Below are 16,571 nucleotides of genomic sequence, written 5' to 3'. Positions count from 1 at the left end.
ATGGCCGTCTCCGGGACCCTCTCGACTATCTTCCTCGCCGCCGCCGGCGCGTTCGTGCTGTTCGCGGTCGCCCTCCTCTACCGGGTGTTCCGTGGCCCGACCACCCAGGACCGCATCGTCGCGATCAACGTCGTCGGCACCAACACCGTCATCGTCATCGCGCTGGTGAGCGTCGCGCTCGGCGAGTACGGCTATCTCGACGTCGCGCTGGTGTACGCCCTGCTCAACTTCGTCATGAGCATCGCCGTCTCGAAGTTCACCGTCGAGTGGGGTGGCGTCATATGACACCCCTCGAGTACCTCGCGGCCGCACTCGTGGTCGGTGGTACCTTCTTCGGGTTCGTCGCCACCGTCGGCCTCCTCCGGTTGCCGGGCCTCTACGCTCGACTTCACGCCGCCTCGAAGAGCGACACCCTCGGGTCGGTGCTCGCCGTCGCCGGCGTCGCCGTCGTCCTCGGCGTCTCCACCGAGTCGCTGAAGCTGGGATTTCTGTTGGTCTTCCTGCTCCTGACGAGTCCGACCGCCGCCCACGCCATCGCCAGATCCGGAAAGGAACAGAACGTCGAACCTGCCGGCGACGTCGACGCCCCGTGGATCGACGAAGAGGAGGGGGACGCGTGAGCCTCTCACTGCCCGTCGCGGCCGTCCTCCTGTTCATGATCGGGAGCGCGCTCGTGGCGGCCGTCCTCCACGACGTGGTCGCGAGCATCGTCGCCTTCGCCGGCTACAGTTTCGGCGTGGCCGTCCTCTGGGCGCTGTTGCGGGCCCCCGACGTGGCGCTCACCGAGGCGGCAGTCGGTGCCGGCATCACGACCGTCCTCTTCGTGCTCACTATCGCCCGCACCAGCGTCCCGCGGTCCGAGCGGTTCGAGGGGATCAGCCCCCGGTCGGCGCTGGCCGTCGTCGCCGTCGTCCTCACCGTCGGCGCGACGATACCGGCGCTCCCGGCGGTCGGCGATCCGTCGTCACCGGTCCTCGCCGGCGAAGTGAGCCAGTACTACCTCGAAAACGCATACGAGCAGACCGACGTGACGAACGTCGTGACGGCGGTGCTCGTCGGCTACCGCGGGTTCGACACGCTCGGCGAGGTGGCGGTCGTCTTCGCGGCCGGCGTCGCCATGTTGCTCGTCCTTCGACAGGAGGAGTTCGTATGAGTGGACCCGACGATCCAGAGACGACGAGTGGCATCGACGCGGCAACCGAACAGAGGGTCGCTCCCGACTCCGACGGATCCGGGCGCGTCTCCCGACCCGCCACGGAGCGCCCACCGTACGTCGAGAGCACGATCATCATGACGACCGTCCGGGTCATCGCCCCGTTCGTGTTGACCCTCGGCGTGTTCGTCATGTTCCACGGCGCGAGTTCCGCCGGCGGCGGCTTCCAGGGCGGCGTCATCGCCGCCACGACCGTCGTCATGCTGGGGTTCGCGTTCGGTATCGATCCCGTCGCCGACCGCCTGCGAAACGAGCATCTCGGGATCCTCCTCCTGGCGGGGGTGGGCACCTTCCTCACCATCGGGTTCGGCGGGTATCTCGTCGGCGACAACTTCCTCGAGGTCGGCGGCTACGAGAGCGTGATGCACCACGGGACCAAGTACAGCATCGAACTCGTCGAGGTCGGCATCGGCGTCGTCGTCGCCGGCGTCATCACCGGCCTCTTCTTCCTGCTCGGGACCGGCATCAACAGCGTCACGGTCGGCGCGGAGGAGGATACCGAATGATCGATCTCGTCACGACCAGATACACGTACATCGTCGTCGTTCTCCTCCTCGCCATCGGCGCCTACGTCATGATCGAGAGCGACAACTTGGTGAAGAAGATCATCGGGCTCAACGTCTTCCAGACGGGCATATTCGTCTTCTTCATCACGAGCGCCTACCACGTGAACGGGCGCTCGCCGGTCGTCGAGAGCGGCGGCGGCGGTGGCCCCTTCGTCTCCCCGCTCCCACACGTCCTGATCCTGACGGCCATCGTGGTCGGGGTGAGCCTCACCGCCGTCGCACTCGGCCTCGTCGTCCGCATCCACGACAGTTACGGCACCCTCAACGAGGACACCCTCTCGGAGGTGCTGACGGATGATTGACACTTTCGTCCCGCTGCTGGTCGCGGTGCCGCTGCTCGGCGCGTTGCTCGCGGTGGCCGCCGGACTGCTGGACGACCGCGGTCCGCCGGTGGTGGCCGCGCTGACCCTCCTCGGTCAGGTCGGTCTCGCCGGCTGGATCGGATCGCGCGCGCTCCTCGAGGGGCCGCTCTCGAACGGCGTCGGCGGCTTCGTCGCGCCCTACGGGATCGAACTCGTCGTCGACGGGGTGTCGGCCGTCGTCGTCTCCCTCGTCGCCGTCGTCTCCCTCGGCGTCCTCTTCTACGCCGTCGACGACGACCCCGGCGGCACCGCCTTCTACACCGAGTACCTCCTCCTCGTGGCTGGACTCTCCGGCATGTCCGTCACCGGCGACGTGTTCAACCTCTACGTCTTCCTCGAGATCTCCGGACTCGCGACCTACGCCCTGGTCGCCAGTGCCGGCACGGGCCGATCCGCGGTGGCGGCGCTCAAGTACCTCCTCTTCGGCACCGTCGCCGCCTCCCTCTATCTGTTGGGCGTCGGCTACGCGCTGATCGCGACCGGGACGCTCAACATGGCCGACCTCTCGGTGAAACTGGCTCAGGTGGGGTACGACTCGCCGCTGGTGCTCGCCTCCTTTGGCTTCATCGTCGTCGGCCTCGCGACCAAAGCGGCGCTGTTCCCACTCCACACGTGGCAACCGGACGCCTACAACGACGCCCCCGACAGCGTGAGCGCGCTCATCTCCGCGCTCGTGTCGACGGTGGCCGCCTACGCCCTCCTGCGACTACTCTACACCGTCTACACGCCGGCCTTCTTCGAGGCCGTCCCCGTCGCCCGCGACGCCATCGTCGCCTTCGCGGCGCTGAGCATCGTCGCCGGAAGCGTCCTCGCGGTCGTCCAGTCCGAAGTCAAGCGGATGCTCGCCTACTCCTCGGTCTCGCAGTACGGCCTCGTGGTCGTCGGGCTCGCGGTCGGCACCCCCGCCGCGGTGTTCGGCGCGGTCGTCCACTTGGTCGGCCACGCGATCATGAAAGGCGGGCTGTTCGTCGCCGCCGGCACGATCGACGACCTGACCGGAGCCACGACCGTCGACGGGTACGCGGGCCTCGCCGACCGCTTCCCGTTCCTCGGGGGGGCGAGCGCCGTCCTCATGCTCGCGATGGTCGGCGTGCCGCCCGCCGTCGGCTTCGCCGGCAAGTGGTACATCGCGCTCGGGGCGGTGCGAGCGGGCACGTGGCCCGTCGCGGTCGTCATCTTCGCCTCGACGCTTTTGACGCTCGCGTACTTCGCGCTGCTGATCGAGCGAATGTTCGTCGCGCCGGCCTCGCCGAGCGTGCGCGCGGCGGCCGACGGCGGTGAAGGTGAGGGTGAGCGCCCGGATCGACCGAGCCGGGTCGCCCTCGCACTCGTCGTCCTCGCGGCGGTCGTCGCCGTCGTCCTCGGCCTCGTCGTCACGAACCTGCAGATAGCGCTGGAACCGACGATCGACACCCTTCTCGCCTCATGACCGACATCGCCTCCCTCAGACCGGCTCTGGCCGTCGCAGTCGCGGCGGTCGCCGTGGTACCGATCCTCGCCTCCGCCCGCCGACCGGACGTCCGCGAGGGCTGGACCGTCCTCGCGGCCGGCGGCGCGTTCGCGCTCGTGGCGAGCATGCTCCCCGCCGCCCTCGACGGGACCGTTCGCGTCTCCCACCTCGGGACGCTGGTCGCGGGCGTCGACCTCTCGCTGCGGGCCGACCCGCTCGGCCTCCTCTTCGCGACCGTCGCGAGCCTGCTGTGGCTCGTCACCAGTTTCTACAGCATCGGCTACATGCGGGGGCTCGACGAGGGCGATCAGACCCGCTACTTCGCCGCCTTCGCCGCGAGCGTCGCCGCCGCGCTCGGCGTCGCCTTCGCCGCAAACCTCGTCACCCTCTTCGTCTTCTACGAACTGCTGACCGTCGCCACGTATCCTTTGGTCACCCACGACGAGACGGCCGAGGCGCGGGCGGCCGGCCGGAAGTACCTCGCCTACACCTTCGGTGGCGGGGTCGCCGTCCTCGCGGGCACGATTCTGGTCGCCACGATGACCGGTACGACCGGCTTCACCGCGGGCGGCATCGCCGGCCTCGTCGACGCCGATCCCGTCCTCGCGCGGGCGGCGTTCGTCCTCCTGATCGGCGGGTTCGGCGTCAAGGCGGCGCTCATGCCGCTGCACTCGTGGCTCCCCGACGCGATGGTCGCGCCGACGCCCGTCTCCGGGCTGCTCCACGCCGTCGCCGTCGTCAAGAGCGGCGTCTTCGGCATCGCGCGGGTCGTCCTCGACGTGTACGGCGTCGACCTCACCGGTGCGCTGGGGTTGGGGCTCCCGCTGGCCGTCGTCGCCGCCGCCACGCTCACGCTCGCCAGCGTCATCGCGCTTCGACAGGACAACCTCAAGCGCCGGCTGGCGTTCTCGACGGTGAGCCAACTCTCCTACATCGTCCTCGGCATCGCCATCCTCGATCCCACCTCCATCGTCGGCGGCCTGCTGCACATCCCCGCCCACGCGTTCATGAAGCTCACCCTCTTTTTCACCGCGGGAGCCATCCACGTCGAGACCCACACCGACGACATCAGCGACATGGCGGGCATCGGCAAGCGGATGCCTCTGACCATGCTCGCGTTCGGCGTCGCCGCCGCGGGCATGGCCGGCATCCCGCTGGTCGCCGGATTCGTCAGCAAGTGGTACCTCCTGATCGGGAGCGTGAGCGCCGAACAGAGCGTCTTCGCCGTCGTCCTCCTCGTCTCGGGCGTCCTCAACATCGCGTACTTCTGGCCCGTCTTCTACCAGGCCTTCTTCGAGGCCGAGGACGAACACGACGCCAAACCGCTCGTGGAGTTCCCCCTCGGCGGCGAGACGCGGTCGATCCTCCCCGAGACGCCGTCGCCCGACTCCGGTGCCGTCACCGACGGCGGGCACGACGACCACGATGACCACGGACACGACGAGCACGGATACGACGACGCACACGACGACGCACACGACGACCACCACGGTGGCCCGCCCGCCGGCGGCTGGGAGCGCCGCGGGTGGCTCGGCGGTGAGAGCACGTGGTTCATACTCGGCCCCATTCTCGCGGCGATGACTGGCGCAGTCCTCATCGGCGTGATCCCCGAGACGGCGGTGTTCCTGCGCCTCGTCGACGTCGTCGTCGAAGGCGCGACGGGGGTGAGTGTCCTGTGACGGGACCGCTCACCGCCCTCCCGCCGGGAATCGTCGTCCTCGCCGCGGCGCTCGCGACCGGCCTCGCCGGCGGCCGACGCCGCCTCGCCCACCTGCTCGGCGGGGGGACGACGGCGCTCGTGACGGTCTGGATCTGGGTCGTCCCCGAAGGGACACACCTGACCGGGCGGCTGTTCGGCTTCGACGCCGTCTTCTTCAACGTCGATCCGTTCTCGTGGGTCGTCGGCCTCGTCTTCGCGTTCATCGGCACCGTCGCCGTCGGCTACTCGTGGGCGACCGGCGCGGAGAGCAAGCAGACGGCCTACGCGCTCACCTACGTCGGGTCGGGCCTCGGCGCCGTCTTCGCCGGCGACTGGCTGACTCTGATCGTCTGGTGGGAGTTGATGGCGGTGACGAGCACGTTGCTGGTCTGGGACTACGGCGGCAAGGCCGTGCGCGCCGGCTTCCGGTACGCGCTCCTCCACGGCATCGGGGGGAGCCTCCTGCTCGCGGCCATCGTGTGGCACTACGCCGCCGTCGGCTCCGTGCTCTTCAGCGCCGCCGACGGGATGGTCGGGACGGTGCCACAGCTCCTCGCCGCCCTCGGCATCGGCGTCAACGTCGGCTTCATCGGCCTGCACGCGTGGCTCCCCGACACCTACCCGCGACCCCACATCGCGGCCAGCGTCTTCCTCTGTGTCTACACCACCAAGACGGGGGTCTACGGTATGTACCGGGCGTTCCCCGACGGCCACCTCTGGATCGCCTACATGGGTGGCGCGATGGCCGTCTTCGGGGCCGGCGCCGCCCTCCTCCAGAACGACATGCGCCGCCTGCTCTCCTACCACATCCAGTCGCAGGTGGGCTACATGGTCGCGGGCGTCGGCATCGGCAGCGCGCTGGCGCAGGCGGGCGCGTTCGGCCACGTCTTCAACCACATCCTCTACAAGAGCCTCCTGTTCATGACCGCCGGCGCGGTGGTCTACAGCACCGGCGAGGAGAACCTGAAGTACCTCGGCGGCCTCGCGCGGAAGATGCCCGTCACCGCCGTAGCCTTCACCGTCGCAGCGCTCTCCATCGCCGGCTTTCCCGGCTTCAACGGCTTCGTCAGCAAGGGTATCGTCATCTCCGCCAGCCACTACACGTTCGTGAAGGGGCCACTCGTCGTCGGCGACTTCTACACGCTGGAGTTGCTCCTCCTCGTCGGCGGCGTCGGAACCTTCCTGTCGTTCATCAAGTTCGGCTACTACGCCTTCCTCCACGGCCCATACGAGGGCGACGACGTGGCGCCAGCCCCGTGGACACAGCGGATTCCGATGCTGCTCGTCGCGGGACTGTGTGTGGCCTACGGCGTCTTCGACGGTGCGCTGTTCGGACTGCTGCCCTTCGACGTTACCGACGGAAGCGTCGTCGCCCACGTCTATCACACCTACACCGTCCCCCACGTGGTCGAGGGCGTGGCTCTCGCCGCGGCGGGCGTCGTCGGCTTCGCGGCACTGAAGAAGCCGCTGTCGAAGATCGGGCGGATGCCCGACGTGGACGCGGGCTACAATCCGTTGGTCTTCTACGGGACGCGGGCGCTCGTCCACGGCGTCACGGAGACGTACGCGGCGGTCGACCGCGCCGCCGTCGCACTCGCCGACCGCGGAGCCGCCATACGCGTCGACCCCGGGCCACTCTCCCGCTTCCGCGCCAACATCGGCAGTAGCATCTTCATCCTCATGGTCGTCCTCGGGGGTGTGCTGGTGTGGTTGGGCGTCGTGTAGCCGGCGACGGACCCCCAATCGTTTTGCCGCCCAGTGTGTCGGAGACGACATGTACGAGACGATCCTCCTCCCGGTGGACGGGAGCGCCGGTGCAGCCGCCGCGACCGAACACGCCGTCGACCTCGCGAAGGCACACGGTGCGACGCTCCACGTGCTCTACGTGGTCGACGTCCGGATGAGCCCCATCGGGACGGACGCGAGCCACGCGGACGTGATGGAACTGGTCGAGGCGTCGACCGAACGACCGACAGCGGACGCCCTAGACCGGGCCGAGACCGCCGGCGTCGAGGCAGTCGAGGTGATCAGACACGGTGTCCCCTCCCAGCGCATCGGTGAGTACGCCGACGCGGAGGACGTCGACCTGATCGTGATGGGAACGCACGGCCGGACGGGAGTGGCCCACGTCGTCCTCGGGAGTGTCGCCGATCGGGTCGTCCGGACCGCCGACACGCCGGTGTTGACGGTGCCACCGCGGGACGCCTGAGGCGGATCTACTCCGGCGGTTCGCCCCCACCGGAGTGGCTTTATCCCGAAACGACGTCGCGAATCGGGGGGCGACCCCATCGACTGCTGGCCGAAGACGACGCCCAGAGCGAAGTGGTCGGGACCGCCCTGATGGTGGCCATCACCGTCGTCGTCGCCGCGACCGTCGGGCCGTTCATGTTGGGTGTCGACTAGCTGTCGGAAGTGCCTCCTCAACTGAACCCCGAGTTCGACTTCGGCGAGAATAGCGTGACGACACTCACGACGGCGGCGACATCGTCCCCGCCGCGGACGACCCGACGACACGAGTGAGCGACGGGACGTTCGACGACGACGGGGGGTCGGCGGTGCTCGCCCGCGGATCCGCCCCGGAAAACTGAGAACCGCCAGCTTTTATTCTCGACGCTCGGTACGGTCAGCATGGATCAGTTGCGGCAGTCGCTTCTCGACGCGCCGATCATCGAGAAAGGGGAGTACGAGTACTTCGTCCACCCCGTCAGCGACGGGGTGCCGATGCTCCGTCCAGAACTCCTTCGCGAAATCGTCATCAAGATTATCCGCAAGGCGGATCTGGAGGACGTGGACAAGATAGTCACCCCGGCGGCGATGGGGATCCACATCTCCACCGCCGTCTCGCTGATGACCGACGTGCCGCTGGTCGTGATCCGGAAACGCCAGTACGGTCTCGACGGCGAGGTGTCGCTGTCGGCCCAAACCGGGTACTCCGAGAGCGAGATGTACATCAACGACGTGGAGGCCGGCGACAAGGTCCTCGTCCTCGACGACGTACTGTCGACCGGCGGGACGATGAAAGCGATCCTCGACTCGCTGGAACACATCGGTGCCGACGTGGTCGACGTCGTCGCCGTCATCAAGAAGGCGGGGCCGAACGAACTCGACGACGCCGGCTACAGCGTCAAGACGCTCATCAACGTCACTGTCGAGGACGGCGAGGTCGTCATCACCGACCCGCAGGGCGACGGGTAGTCGCCGGACTGCGGCGGCGTCGGTCGGTTCGTCACACCGACCGATGGGTATTAGTTGACCCCGCCGTTTTGAACGAGTATGCCGTCTGGTAACGACCGCCGCGGCGTGTCGGACACGACGGGTCGCCCGGGGCGTCGTGATCTGTTGAAACTCCTCGGGACGGCGGGGGTCGCCGGACTCGCGGGGTGTTCGGGCGACGGGGGTGGTGGCAACGGCGACGGGGAACCGAGCGTCCAGGGACAGTACGTCTCGGCGTCCAGCGTCGACGCGCAGTCGCTCAACTGGCTGACCATCGCCGACTCCACGTCCGGGTCGTACATCACCGCCACGCTCGACGGGACGTGGGCGATCACGCCCGACCGGGAGATCTTCCCCCTGTGGGCCGACTACGAAACCGACGACGGGCGAGTCTACGAGATTCGACTCCGAGAGAACCTGGAGTGGGGGGCCGGATACGGCGAGATGACCGCCGAGGACTGGGTGTACATGATCGAGAACGTGTTTCAGGCCCAGCCCAACTGGAGTGGTTACCCCAACGCGGGCGACTGGTTCCGGGTGAACCCCGACTCGGGGCAGCGCGAACCGATCCCGGTCGAGCGGACGGGCACCCGCACCTTCGAGATCCGTCTGTTCGAGACGGATCCCTCCTTCCCGTTCAAGCCGGTGCTCTGGCGACAGCAGTGTATCCCCAAAGGGATCCTCGAGAAGTACGTCCCGAACAAGGACACCGAAGGCCTCGAACAGGACGAGGAACTCAACTCGCTGGCCTACACCGGCAACCTCGGGCCGTACACCTACGAGTCGTGGGAGCAGTCCTCACGGTACACTGTCACACGCAACGAGGACTACTACTTGCAGGACGTCGACGGGATTCCCGACCGGTTCGGCGAAGCGCCGTACTTCGACGAACAGGTCGTGAACGTCATCAGCGAGGAGAGCACCCGCCTCGGCGCACTGGAGTCCGGCGAGGTGGACTCGGCAGGCATCCCGCCGGACAAAGCCCAGCGGTTCGAGAACCTGCCGAACGTCGAAGTCAACGTCACATCCCAGCCGTACCTCCGCCTGATCGTCTACAACATGCGGGCGAACGGCTGGGAGCCGTTCCGCTCGAAGGCGGTGCGGCGGGCGCTCGGGTTCGCCGTCGACAAGGAGACGGTGGCGAGCAACATCTACCGCGGGTACGCGGACGTCGCCCAGACCATGCAGCCCGAGTGGTCGGAGTGGTACGACGACAGCGAGGTCGAGGCGTTCGGCGTCGGGGACCGGTACGGCCCGGAGACCACCCGCTCCCGACTCGAATCGGCGCTGTCGGACACGGAGTACGCCTACGACGGCGACCGTCTCGTCGACGGCGACGGGGAGCAAGTGACCCTCTCCATCTACTACGACTCCGGCCAGCCGACAGAAGGGACCGTCGCCGAGTTCGTCGCCCAGGAGTTCGAGGAGAACGCCGGCATCGCCGTCAAACCCGAGGCAATCTCGGCGTCGACGTTCCAGAGTAACTACGTCCAGACCTCCGCTCCGGAGGGGTCCGATCCGGAGTGGACCGCCGGCACGTTCAACGGCGGGCCGCGCGACGTGGCCACGAGCGCCGAGTCGTGGGACATGTCGATCAACCTCCAGTTCAACACCTACCCCTTCACGCCCGCGTCGAGCAAGGGCTTCTTCGAGCGGCGTGGTGGCATCAACTTCTACGGCTACTACCCCGACGAGGACATCGGGGCACTGTACGAGGAGGCGACGGCGACGACCGACGAGGAACGGCGCCGCGAACTGTTCGGCGAGGCGTTCGGCCTCATCAGCGAGGAACAACCCTTCGGCTTCCTCACGATGCCGTCGAGCGTGACGGGCTACGCCGACGACGTGCGGGGCTACGGCGAAGAGTTCAACACCGGATGGGACTCCCAGACATGGTACTTCGAGTGAGCGCGGCTGGGGGTCGATCCGACCGGTGAGCATGCGCTGGTACGTGGTTCGGCGGCTGGCGTGGGCGGTCGTGGCGACGTTTCTCATCCTCTCGATCACGTGGGGACTGCTCGCCATCACGCCGAACCCCGCCGCCGAGCAACTGCAGTTCCAGGCGGCCGCAAGCGGGGGGTCCGCCGAGGCGGCCGAGGAGGCCTTCGAGGCCCGTCGCGGCCTCGACCGGTCGCTGTGGGACCGCTACCGCGAGTATATGATCAACATGGCGACCCTGAACTGGGGGTGGTCCGAGAGCCGCTCACAGCCGGTGATCGAGGCAATCGCCAGTGCGCTCCCCTACACCGCCGTCTACTCCGTCCCCACGACGGTCCTGTCGATCCTACTCGGGCTGTCGATCGGTCTCTACTCGGCGACCCACCAGTACACCAAGACCGACTACGCCGCGACCTTTTTCGCCTTCTTCGGCTACGCCATCCCGAACTTCTGGTTTGCCATCATTCTCCTCCTCGTGTTCGGGGTCCAACTCGGCTGGTTCCCCGTGGTGTTCGACTCCGACGTCCCCATCTTCAGCCTCGGGATGGTTCGCCAACTCGTCCTCCCCGTCGTCGTGTTGGTGACCGGGACCATCGCGGGCATCATGCGCTACTCCCGGGCCGAGGCGTTGGAGTACGTCGAAGCCGAGTTCGTCAAGACGGCCCGAGCGAAGGGGGCGGACGGCTACCGCATCCTCACCCGACACATCCTGCGCCCGGCCGCAGTACCGCTGATGACCATCCTCGTCGGCGATATCCTCGGAATCTTCCTCGCCGCGTCCTATCTCGTCGAGGTGGTGTTCGGTATCCCCGGACTGGGACAGTTGTCGTACAACGCCATCATCGCACAGGACACGTCGCTGGTGCTCGGGACGACGCTCATCTTCACGTTCGTCTCGGTCGTCGGCAACCTGATCCAGGACGTGGCGTACACGGTGCTCGACCCACGGATCGACTACGGTGATCGCTGATGGGCGGGGAACCCGACACCTTCGAGTCGGTCGACTGGACGGAGACGGGCGGGCGGCTGTCGACGCTCTCCCGGCGCGACCGGGGGGCGTTGCTCGCCGTTCTCGCCCTCGTCGCCGCGTTCTGTTACGACTTCGTCGTCGTGCCCGCGGACCAACCGACGGTCACGGTCCCGGTCGAGTGGAACGTCACGCAACTCGACTGGCTGTTCGTGACGACGCTGCTCGCGCTTCTGTTTTACGTCGTCGTGCCGCTCTACGGCAACCGCCGGCTGACCGCCTACTACTGGCGGGAGTTCCGCAAGAACCGGATGGCCGTCCTGAGTCTGGTGTACCTCGTCGTCGTGTTCCTGGTCGGGACCGTCGGTCCGATCCTGCTGGATCAGCCGACGCTCGCTCTCGATCAGGCCTACCAGCCCCCAGCCTACCTCTCCGTCGACTCCTCCGTCCCGGTGAACTGTCTCGGCGAGGTGGCCGACGGCCGGTGCCAGGGGACGATGGCACACCCGCTCGGCACCACCGGCGACGGCAAGGACATCCTCGTCCTGATCGTCTACGGGATGCAGGTCAGCATGAAGGTCGGCCTGATCTCGACGCTACTCGTGGTGACCATCGGGACGGCCGTCGGCACCGTCGCGGCCTACGGCGGCGGCCTCGTCGACGAACTGCTGATGCGCTACGTCGACGTCCAACTCGTCTTCCCCGCCTTCTTCCTCTATCTCCTGCTCACCTACCTCTTCGGCGGGAGCCTGTTCATGTTCATCGTCATCTTCGGGTTGACGGGATGGGGGTCGATCGCACGGCTAGTCCGCTCCGAGGCGCTCCAGCGTGCCGAGGAGGCGTACGTGACCGCCGCCCGCGGCACCGGGGCCGGGACCCTCTACGTGATCCGTCGTCACCTCGTCCCCAACGTCTCGAACAGCGTCATCACGGCGGCGACGCTGCTCATCCCCGGCTTCATCCTCTTCGAGGCCTCTCTCTCCTTCCTCTCGCTGGGCGATCCGACCGTCCCCTCGTGGGGCCAGGTGATCGCCAACGGACGCAGCGACCTCTCGACGGCGTGGTGGGTGTCCACCTTCCCCGGCGTCTTCCTCTTCACGACCATCCTCGCGTTCAACTTCATGGGCGACGCGCTTCGCGACGCGCTCGACCCGCGACAGGAGACATAATGTCCGACGCCGATCCACTCCTCTCGATCCGCGACCTGCGAACCGTCTTCCACACCAACGAGGGACTCGTCCGCGCCGTCGACGGCGTCAGTTTCGACGTCGATCGGGGCGAGACCGTCTGTATCGTCGGCGAGTCGGGCAGTGGCAAGACCGTCACCGGCGAATCGATCACCCGGCTGATCCGGTCGCCGCCGGGCGAGATAGCCGACGGCGAGGTCGTCTTCGACGAGGACGACCTCACGACACTCTCCGACGACGCGCTCCGGGACCTCCGAGGCGGGCGCATCGCCCACGTATTCCAGAACCCACAGGGCGCGCTCAACCCCGTCTACACCGTCGGTTGGCAGATCGTCGAGGCGATCCAACTCCACGAGGACGTGGACCAGGAGAGTGCCCGCAGCCGGGCGGTCGACCTGCTGGATCGCGTGGGGATTCCCGAGGCGACCCGCCGGTTCGACGACTACCCACACGAGTTCTCGGGCGGGATGAAACAGCGGATAGCGCTGGCCATGTCGCTCGCGACCGACCCCGACCTGTTGATCGCCGACGAGCCGACGACGGCCCTCGACGTGACGATCCAGAACCAGATCCTCACCCTCCTCGACGACCTCCAGACTGAGTTCGACATGAGCATCCTGCTGATCACCCACGACCTCGGGGTCGTCGCCGAGGTGGCCGACCGCGTGGTCGTGATGTACGCGGGGAAGGTGATGGAGCGTGGCGACGTCTTCGACGTGTTCGAGCGCCCCTCCCACCCCTACACCCGCGCGCTGCTCGACTGCCTCCCGGGACGGGGTGAGGGAACCGGTTCGATCGGCGGCCAACTCCCCTCGCCGACCGATCCGCCGGACGGCTGTCGGTTCCACCCCCGGTGTCCCCACGCTATCGACGCCTGCCGGGAGGGCGACCAGCCGCCGGCGACGCCGGTCGACGGCGACCCGGACCACGTCGTCTCGTGTGTCCACTACGAACCCGGCGGCGACCCGTCGGTCGTCCGGGAGGGAGATGGCGGTTCGGTGCCCGCGGACGACACCGCTGCCGACGGTGGCCACGCAACCGACGCGGGGTCGGACCGATGAGTCGACCGTTGCTCGAGGTGGAGGGACTGACCAAGCACTACCCGGTCACGGAGGGCGTCCTCCGGAACGAGGTGGGGCGGGTCCGCGCCGTCGACGGCGTCAGTTTCACCGTCGACCGCGGGGAGACGCTGGGGCTCGTCGGCGAATCCGGCTGTGGCAAATCGACCGCCGCGACGACAACGCTCCGACTCGAAGAGCCGACCGACGGTCGGATCGTCTTCGACGGCGAGGACGTGACCGCGTACGACGACACGGCACTGAAGCGGTTCCGCCGCCGTGCCCAGATGGTGTTTCAGGACCCCACGTCGAGTTTCGACCCCCGGATGAGCATCGGCGAGTCGGTGGCCGAACCGCTACGCGTCCACGGGATGCGCGACGGGGAGCGACGCCGACGGATCGTGGGCGACCTACTCGAGCGTGTCGGCCTCGACGCCGACGACATGGACCGCTACCCCCACGAGTTCTCCGGCGGCCAGAAACAGCGGGTCGCGCTGGCCCGGGCGCTCGTCATCAACCCCGACCTGATCGTCGCCGACGAACCCGTCAGCGCCCTCGACGTGAGCGTCCAGGCCGACATCCTCGACCTGATCGACCGCCTCCAGTCGGCGTTCGGTCTCGCCATCGTCGTCATCAGCCACGACCTGGGGGTCGTCCGTGAGGTGTGCGACCGTGTGGCGGTGATGTACCTGGGCGAAATCGTCGAGACGGCACCGGTCGAACGGCTGTTCGAGGATCCCCAGCACCCCTACACCCGCGCGCTACTCGGCTCGACACCGATCGCCGACCCACGCCGTCGGGGGCAGGGAACACGCCTCACGGGGGACGTGCCGAGTCCGTCCGACCCGCCGCCGGGCTGTCGGTTCCACACCCGCTGTCCGGAGGTGATCCTCGACGAGGACTACGACATCGACGAGGGGACGTGGCGGGCGGTGTTGAACCTCCGCCTGCGCGTCGCCGACGAGGGCCTCGACCTCGACGCAGCCCGGCGGTACGCCGCGGCGGACGACGACTCCGAGACGGCCGACCCCGACGCAGTCAGGGCGGCGATCCGCGAGGAGTTCGGTGTACCGGCGGAGTTGGCCGACCCGGCGGCCGAGTCGGCGCTGTCGACGGCGCTCGACCGGGTCTTCGACGGCGACACCGACGGGGCGGCCGAGCGTCTGGCCGACGCCTTCCCGACGGTGTGCCGGCGCGAACGTCCGGGGCTGGTCCCGACCGACACCGACCTCGGGTCGGACGAGTGGGAGGCGGTCACCGAACTGCGAACGTGGGTCGCGACGCTCGCCGACGCCCCGGAGCAGACGGTACTCGACCACCTCCGCGAGCGGTGTGCCGACGAGACCGACCGCGAGGGTGACCTCGACCGTCTCGCCGTCCGGGCGGCCTTCCGACTGCCCGAACCGCTCTCGGATTCGGCCGCCGAGCGATCGGTCGGGGCCGCAGTCGACGCCCTCCTGACTGGGCGGGCCGACGCCGCCGCCGACGAGCTGTACGGAACCTTCGGACCGCTCCGGGAGAGCGCCTGCCACCTGAACGACTAGTCGATCCGGAAGGCGGGTTCCGCGACGCTCTCGCTCCGGCACTCCGGACAGGTCGAGGGGTCGTTGATCGGGTCGTCGAAGCCGTCGAAGCCACACTCCCGACAGGTCGGCGGCGAGACGAGCAGTTCCTCGTCGCTCCCGTCGAGCGACCGTGCGACGTGTCGGAGGTGATCGTAGACGGCCGACCGGGCCGTTCCGACCCGCGTCGAGAGGGCACTCGGCGTCGCCGCCTCCGACCGGAGTAGGTCCGCGATCCGTTCCCGAGTCGTCGACTCCATGCGCCCCCGTTGTGAGGGTGGGATCAAATCCCTTCCCCCCGATACCAGTGTGGGACGCGGCGGGATACAAAAAGAACTTGACGCTGTAGTCGGTCCGGTGGAGTATGAAGGCTATCGTCTTGGCGGGAGGGTACGCGACGCGACTCTGGCCGGTCACCAAACACCGGCCGAAGATGTTCCTCCCTGTCGGCGACTCGACGGTCATCGACACCGTCTTCGAGGACCTCGAGGCCGACGACCGGATCTCCGAGGTGTACGTCAGCACCAACGAGCGCTTCGCCGACGAGTTCGAGGCCTACATCGCCGACAGCGGGTTCGAGAAACCGACCCTCTCCGTCGAGGAGACGACCGCCGAAGACGAGAAGTTCGGCGTCGTCGGCGCACTCGCACAACTCATCGACCGCGAGGGCGTCGAGGAGGACCTCGTCGTCGTCGCCGGTGACAATCTCATCAGTTTCGACGTCGCGGAGTTCGTCGACTTCTTCGAGCGGAAGGGGACACCGTCCCTCGCCGCCTACGACGTGGGGTCGAAAGAGCGGGCACGGTCCTACGGCCTGGTCGAACTCGACGGCGACCGAGTCGTCGACTTCCAGGAGAAACCCGACGACCCCAAGAGCACGCTCGTCTCCGTCGCCTGCTACGCGTTCCCCGCGGAGACGCTCCCGCTGTTCGAAGAGTACCTCTCGGCCGGCGAGAATCCCGACGAGCCGGGGTGGTTCATCCAGTGGATGCAGTCCCGGCGGCCGGTCCACGCCTTCACGTTCGACGGGGCGTGGTTCGACATCGGCACCCCCGAGAGTTACCTCGACGCAGTCGCCTGGCACCTCGACGGCGACGACCGGATCGACGACACCGCGACCGTCGAGAACTCGACGCTCCGGGGGAACGTCCACGTGATGGCCGGCGCGGAGATCGTCGACTCGACGCTCGAACGTACCGTCGTCTTCCCCAACGCGACCATCCGGGACGCCGACGTCCGCGGGTCGATCATCGACGAGGATACACGGATCGAGAACCTCGACCTCGCCGACGCACTCATCGGCGCACACTCGACGATGACGAACGGGACGTAGTGCTCGAGGGGGTCGACCGCCGA

17 protein-coding genes and 1 pseudogene are annotated in these 16,571 nt (G+C 67.9%); 17 read left to right on the top strand and 1 reads right to left on the bottom strand.

Translation table 11 applies throughout. From position 1 onward, the window contains the following. The 16 genes and pseudogenes from NBT81_RS12000 to NBT81_RS11925 form a co-directional block, all read left to right on the top strand. Window positions 1-285: a cation:proton antiporter gene (locus NBT81_RS12000; RefSeq protein ID WP_338738832.1), complete on the top strand. Its 285-nt coding sequence runs from the start codon at window positions 1-3 to the stop codon at window positions 283-285. Beyond that, window positions 282-620: a monovalent cation/H(+) antiporter subunit G gene (gene mnhG / locus NBT81_RS11995; protein ID WP_338738830.1), complete on the top strand. Its 339-nt coding sequence runs from the start codon at window positions 282-284 to the stop codon at window positions 618-620. The genes NBT81_RS12000 and mnhG overlap by 4 nt, the downstream gene beginning before the upstream one ends. Continuing rightward, a complete protein-coding gene (locus NBT81_RS11990) occupies window positions 617-1,153 on the top strand; it encodes a DUF4040 domain-containing protein (protein WP_338738828.1) in 537 nt (178 codons plus the stop codon). The genes mnhG and NBT81_RS11990 overlap by 4 nt, the downstream gene beginning before the upstream one ends. Continuing rightward, the gene (locus NBT81_RS11985; RefSeq protein ID WP_338738826.1) at window positions 1,150-1,719 is read left to right on the top strand and encodes an MnhB domain-containing protein; all 570 of its coding nucleotides are present in this window, start codon (window positions 1,150-1,152) and stop codon (window positions 1,717-1,719) included. The genes NBT81_RS11990 and NBT81_RS11985 overlap by 4 nt, the downstream gene beginning before the upstream one ends. Continuing rightward, a complete protein-coding gene (locus NBT81_RS11980; RefSeq protein ID WP_338738824.1) occupies window positions 1,716-2,081 on the top strand; it encodes a cation:proton antiporter subunit C in 366 nt (121 codons plus the stop codon). The genes NBT81_RS11985 and NBT81_RS11980 overlap by 4 nt, the downstream gene beginning before the upstream one ends. Continuing rightward, a complete protein-coding gene (locus NBT81_RS11975; protein ID WP_338738822.1) occupies window positions 2,074-3,570 on the top strand; it encodes a proton-conducting transporter membrane subunit in 1,497 nt (498 codons plus the stop codon). Before NBT81_RS11980 ends, NBT81_RS11975 begins: the two co-directional genes overlap by 8 nt. Further along, complete coding sequence (locus tag NBT81_RS11970) at window positions 3,567-5,270, top strand: proton-conducting transporter membrane subunit (protein WP_338738820.1); 1,704 nt, start codon at window positions 3,567-3,569, stop codon at window positions 5,268-5,270. The genes NBT81_RS11975 and NBT81_RS11970 overlap by 4 nt, the downstream gene beginning before the upstream one ends. Further along, window positions 5,267-7,015: a Na(+)/H(+) antiporter subunit D gene (locus NBT81_RS11965; RefSeq protein WP_338738818.1), complete on the top strand. Its 1,749-nt coding sequence runs from the start codon at window positions 5,267-5,269 to the stop codon at window positions 7,013-7,015. Before NBT81_RS11970 ends, NBT81_RS11965 begins: the two co-directional genes overlap by 4 nt. Before the next feature lie 49 nt (window positions 7,016-7,064). After that, window positions 7,065-7,499 (top strand): universal stress protein, encoded by a 435-nt coding sequence (locus NBT81_RS11960; RefSeq protein WP_338738816.1) that lies wholly within the window; start codon window positions 7,065-7,067, stop codon window positions 7,497-7,499. Further along, on the top strand, window positions 7,496-7,693 hold the full coding sequence (locus tag NBT81_RS17360; protein ID WP_425498790.1) for an archaellin/type IV pilin N-terminal domain-containing protein: 198 nt from the start codon (window positions 7,496-7,498) through the stop codon (window positions 7,691-7,693). Before NBT81_RS11960 ends, NBT81_RS17360 begins: the two co-directional genes overlap by 4 nt. Window positions 7,694-7,918: 225 nt before the next feature. Further along, the gene (gene hpt, locus NBT81_RS11950; protein WP_338738814.1) at window positions 7,919-8,485 is read left to right on the top strand and encodes a hypoxanthine/guanine phosphoribosyltransferase; all 567 of its coding nucleotides are present in this window, start codon (window positions 7,919-7,921) and stop codon (window positions 8,483-8,485) included. A 105-nt stretch (window positions 8,486-8,590) separates the two neighbouring features. Next, complete coding sequence (locus NBT81_RS11945) at window positions 8,591-10,411, top strand: ABC transporter substrate-binding protein (protein WP_338738813.1); 1,821 nt, start codon at window positions 8,591-8,593, stop codon at window positions 10,409-10,411. Window positions 10,412-10,442: 31 nt separating this feature from the next. Further along, entirely contained in the window at window positions 10,443-11,411 is a 969-nt protein-coding gene (locus tag NBT81_RS11940; RefSeq protein WP_338742551.1) for an ABC transporter permease, read from the top strand. Beyond that, entirely contained in the window at window positions 11,411-12,577 is a 1,167-nt protein-coding gene (locus tag NBT81_RS11935) for an ABC transporter permease (RefSeq protein ID WP_338738811.1), read from the top strand. The genes NBT81_RS11940 and NBT81_RS11935 overlap by 1 nt, the downstream gene beginning before the upstream one ends. Further along, on the top strand, window positions 12,577-13,656 hold the full coding sequence (locus tag NBT81_RS11930) for an ABC transporter ATP-binding protein (protein ID WP_338738809.1): 1,080 nt from the start codon (window positions 12,577-12,579) through the stop codon (window positions 13,654-13,656). The genes NBT81_RS11935 and NBT81_RS11930 overlap by 1 nt, the downstream gene beginning before the upstream one ends. Next, window positions 13,653-14,864: pseudogene (locus tag NBT81_RS11925) on the top strand (ABC transporter ATP-binding protein); the annotation flags it as partial. The gene NBT81_RS11930 and the pseudogene NBT81_RS11925, both read left to right, overlap by 4 nt. A 329-nt stretch (window positions 14,865-15,193) precedes the next feature. On the opposite strand, the gene NBT81_RS11920 reads toward NBT81_RS11925, so the two are convergent. Further along, window positions 15,194-15,475 (bottom strand): transcriptional regulator, encoded by a 282-nt coding sequence (locus NBT81_RS11920; RefSeq protein ID WP_338738807.1) that lies wholly within the window; start codon window positions 15,473-15,475, stop codon window positions 15,194-15,196. A 104-nt stretch (window positions 15,476-15,579) separates the two neighbouring features. On the opposite strand from NBT81_RS11920, the gene NBT81_RS11915 reads away from it, so the two are divergent. Continuing rightward, window positions 15,580-16,548, top strand: coding sequence for an NDP-sugar synthase (locus tag NBT81_RS11915; RefSeq protein ID WP_338738805.1), 969 nt, complete (start codon window positions 15,580-15,582; stop codon window positions 16,546-16,548). Window positions 16,549-16,571 lie beyond the last annotated feature (23 nt).

Source organism: Haloplanus sp. CK5-1 (assembly GCF_037201915.1).
In the GTDB taxonomy this organism is placed as follows: domain Archaea; phylum Halobacteriota; class Halobacteria; order Halobacteriales; family Haloferacaceae; genus Haloplanus; species Haloplanus salilacus.
This window is presented reverse-complemented; position numbering and strand designations above follow the sequence as displayed.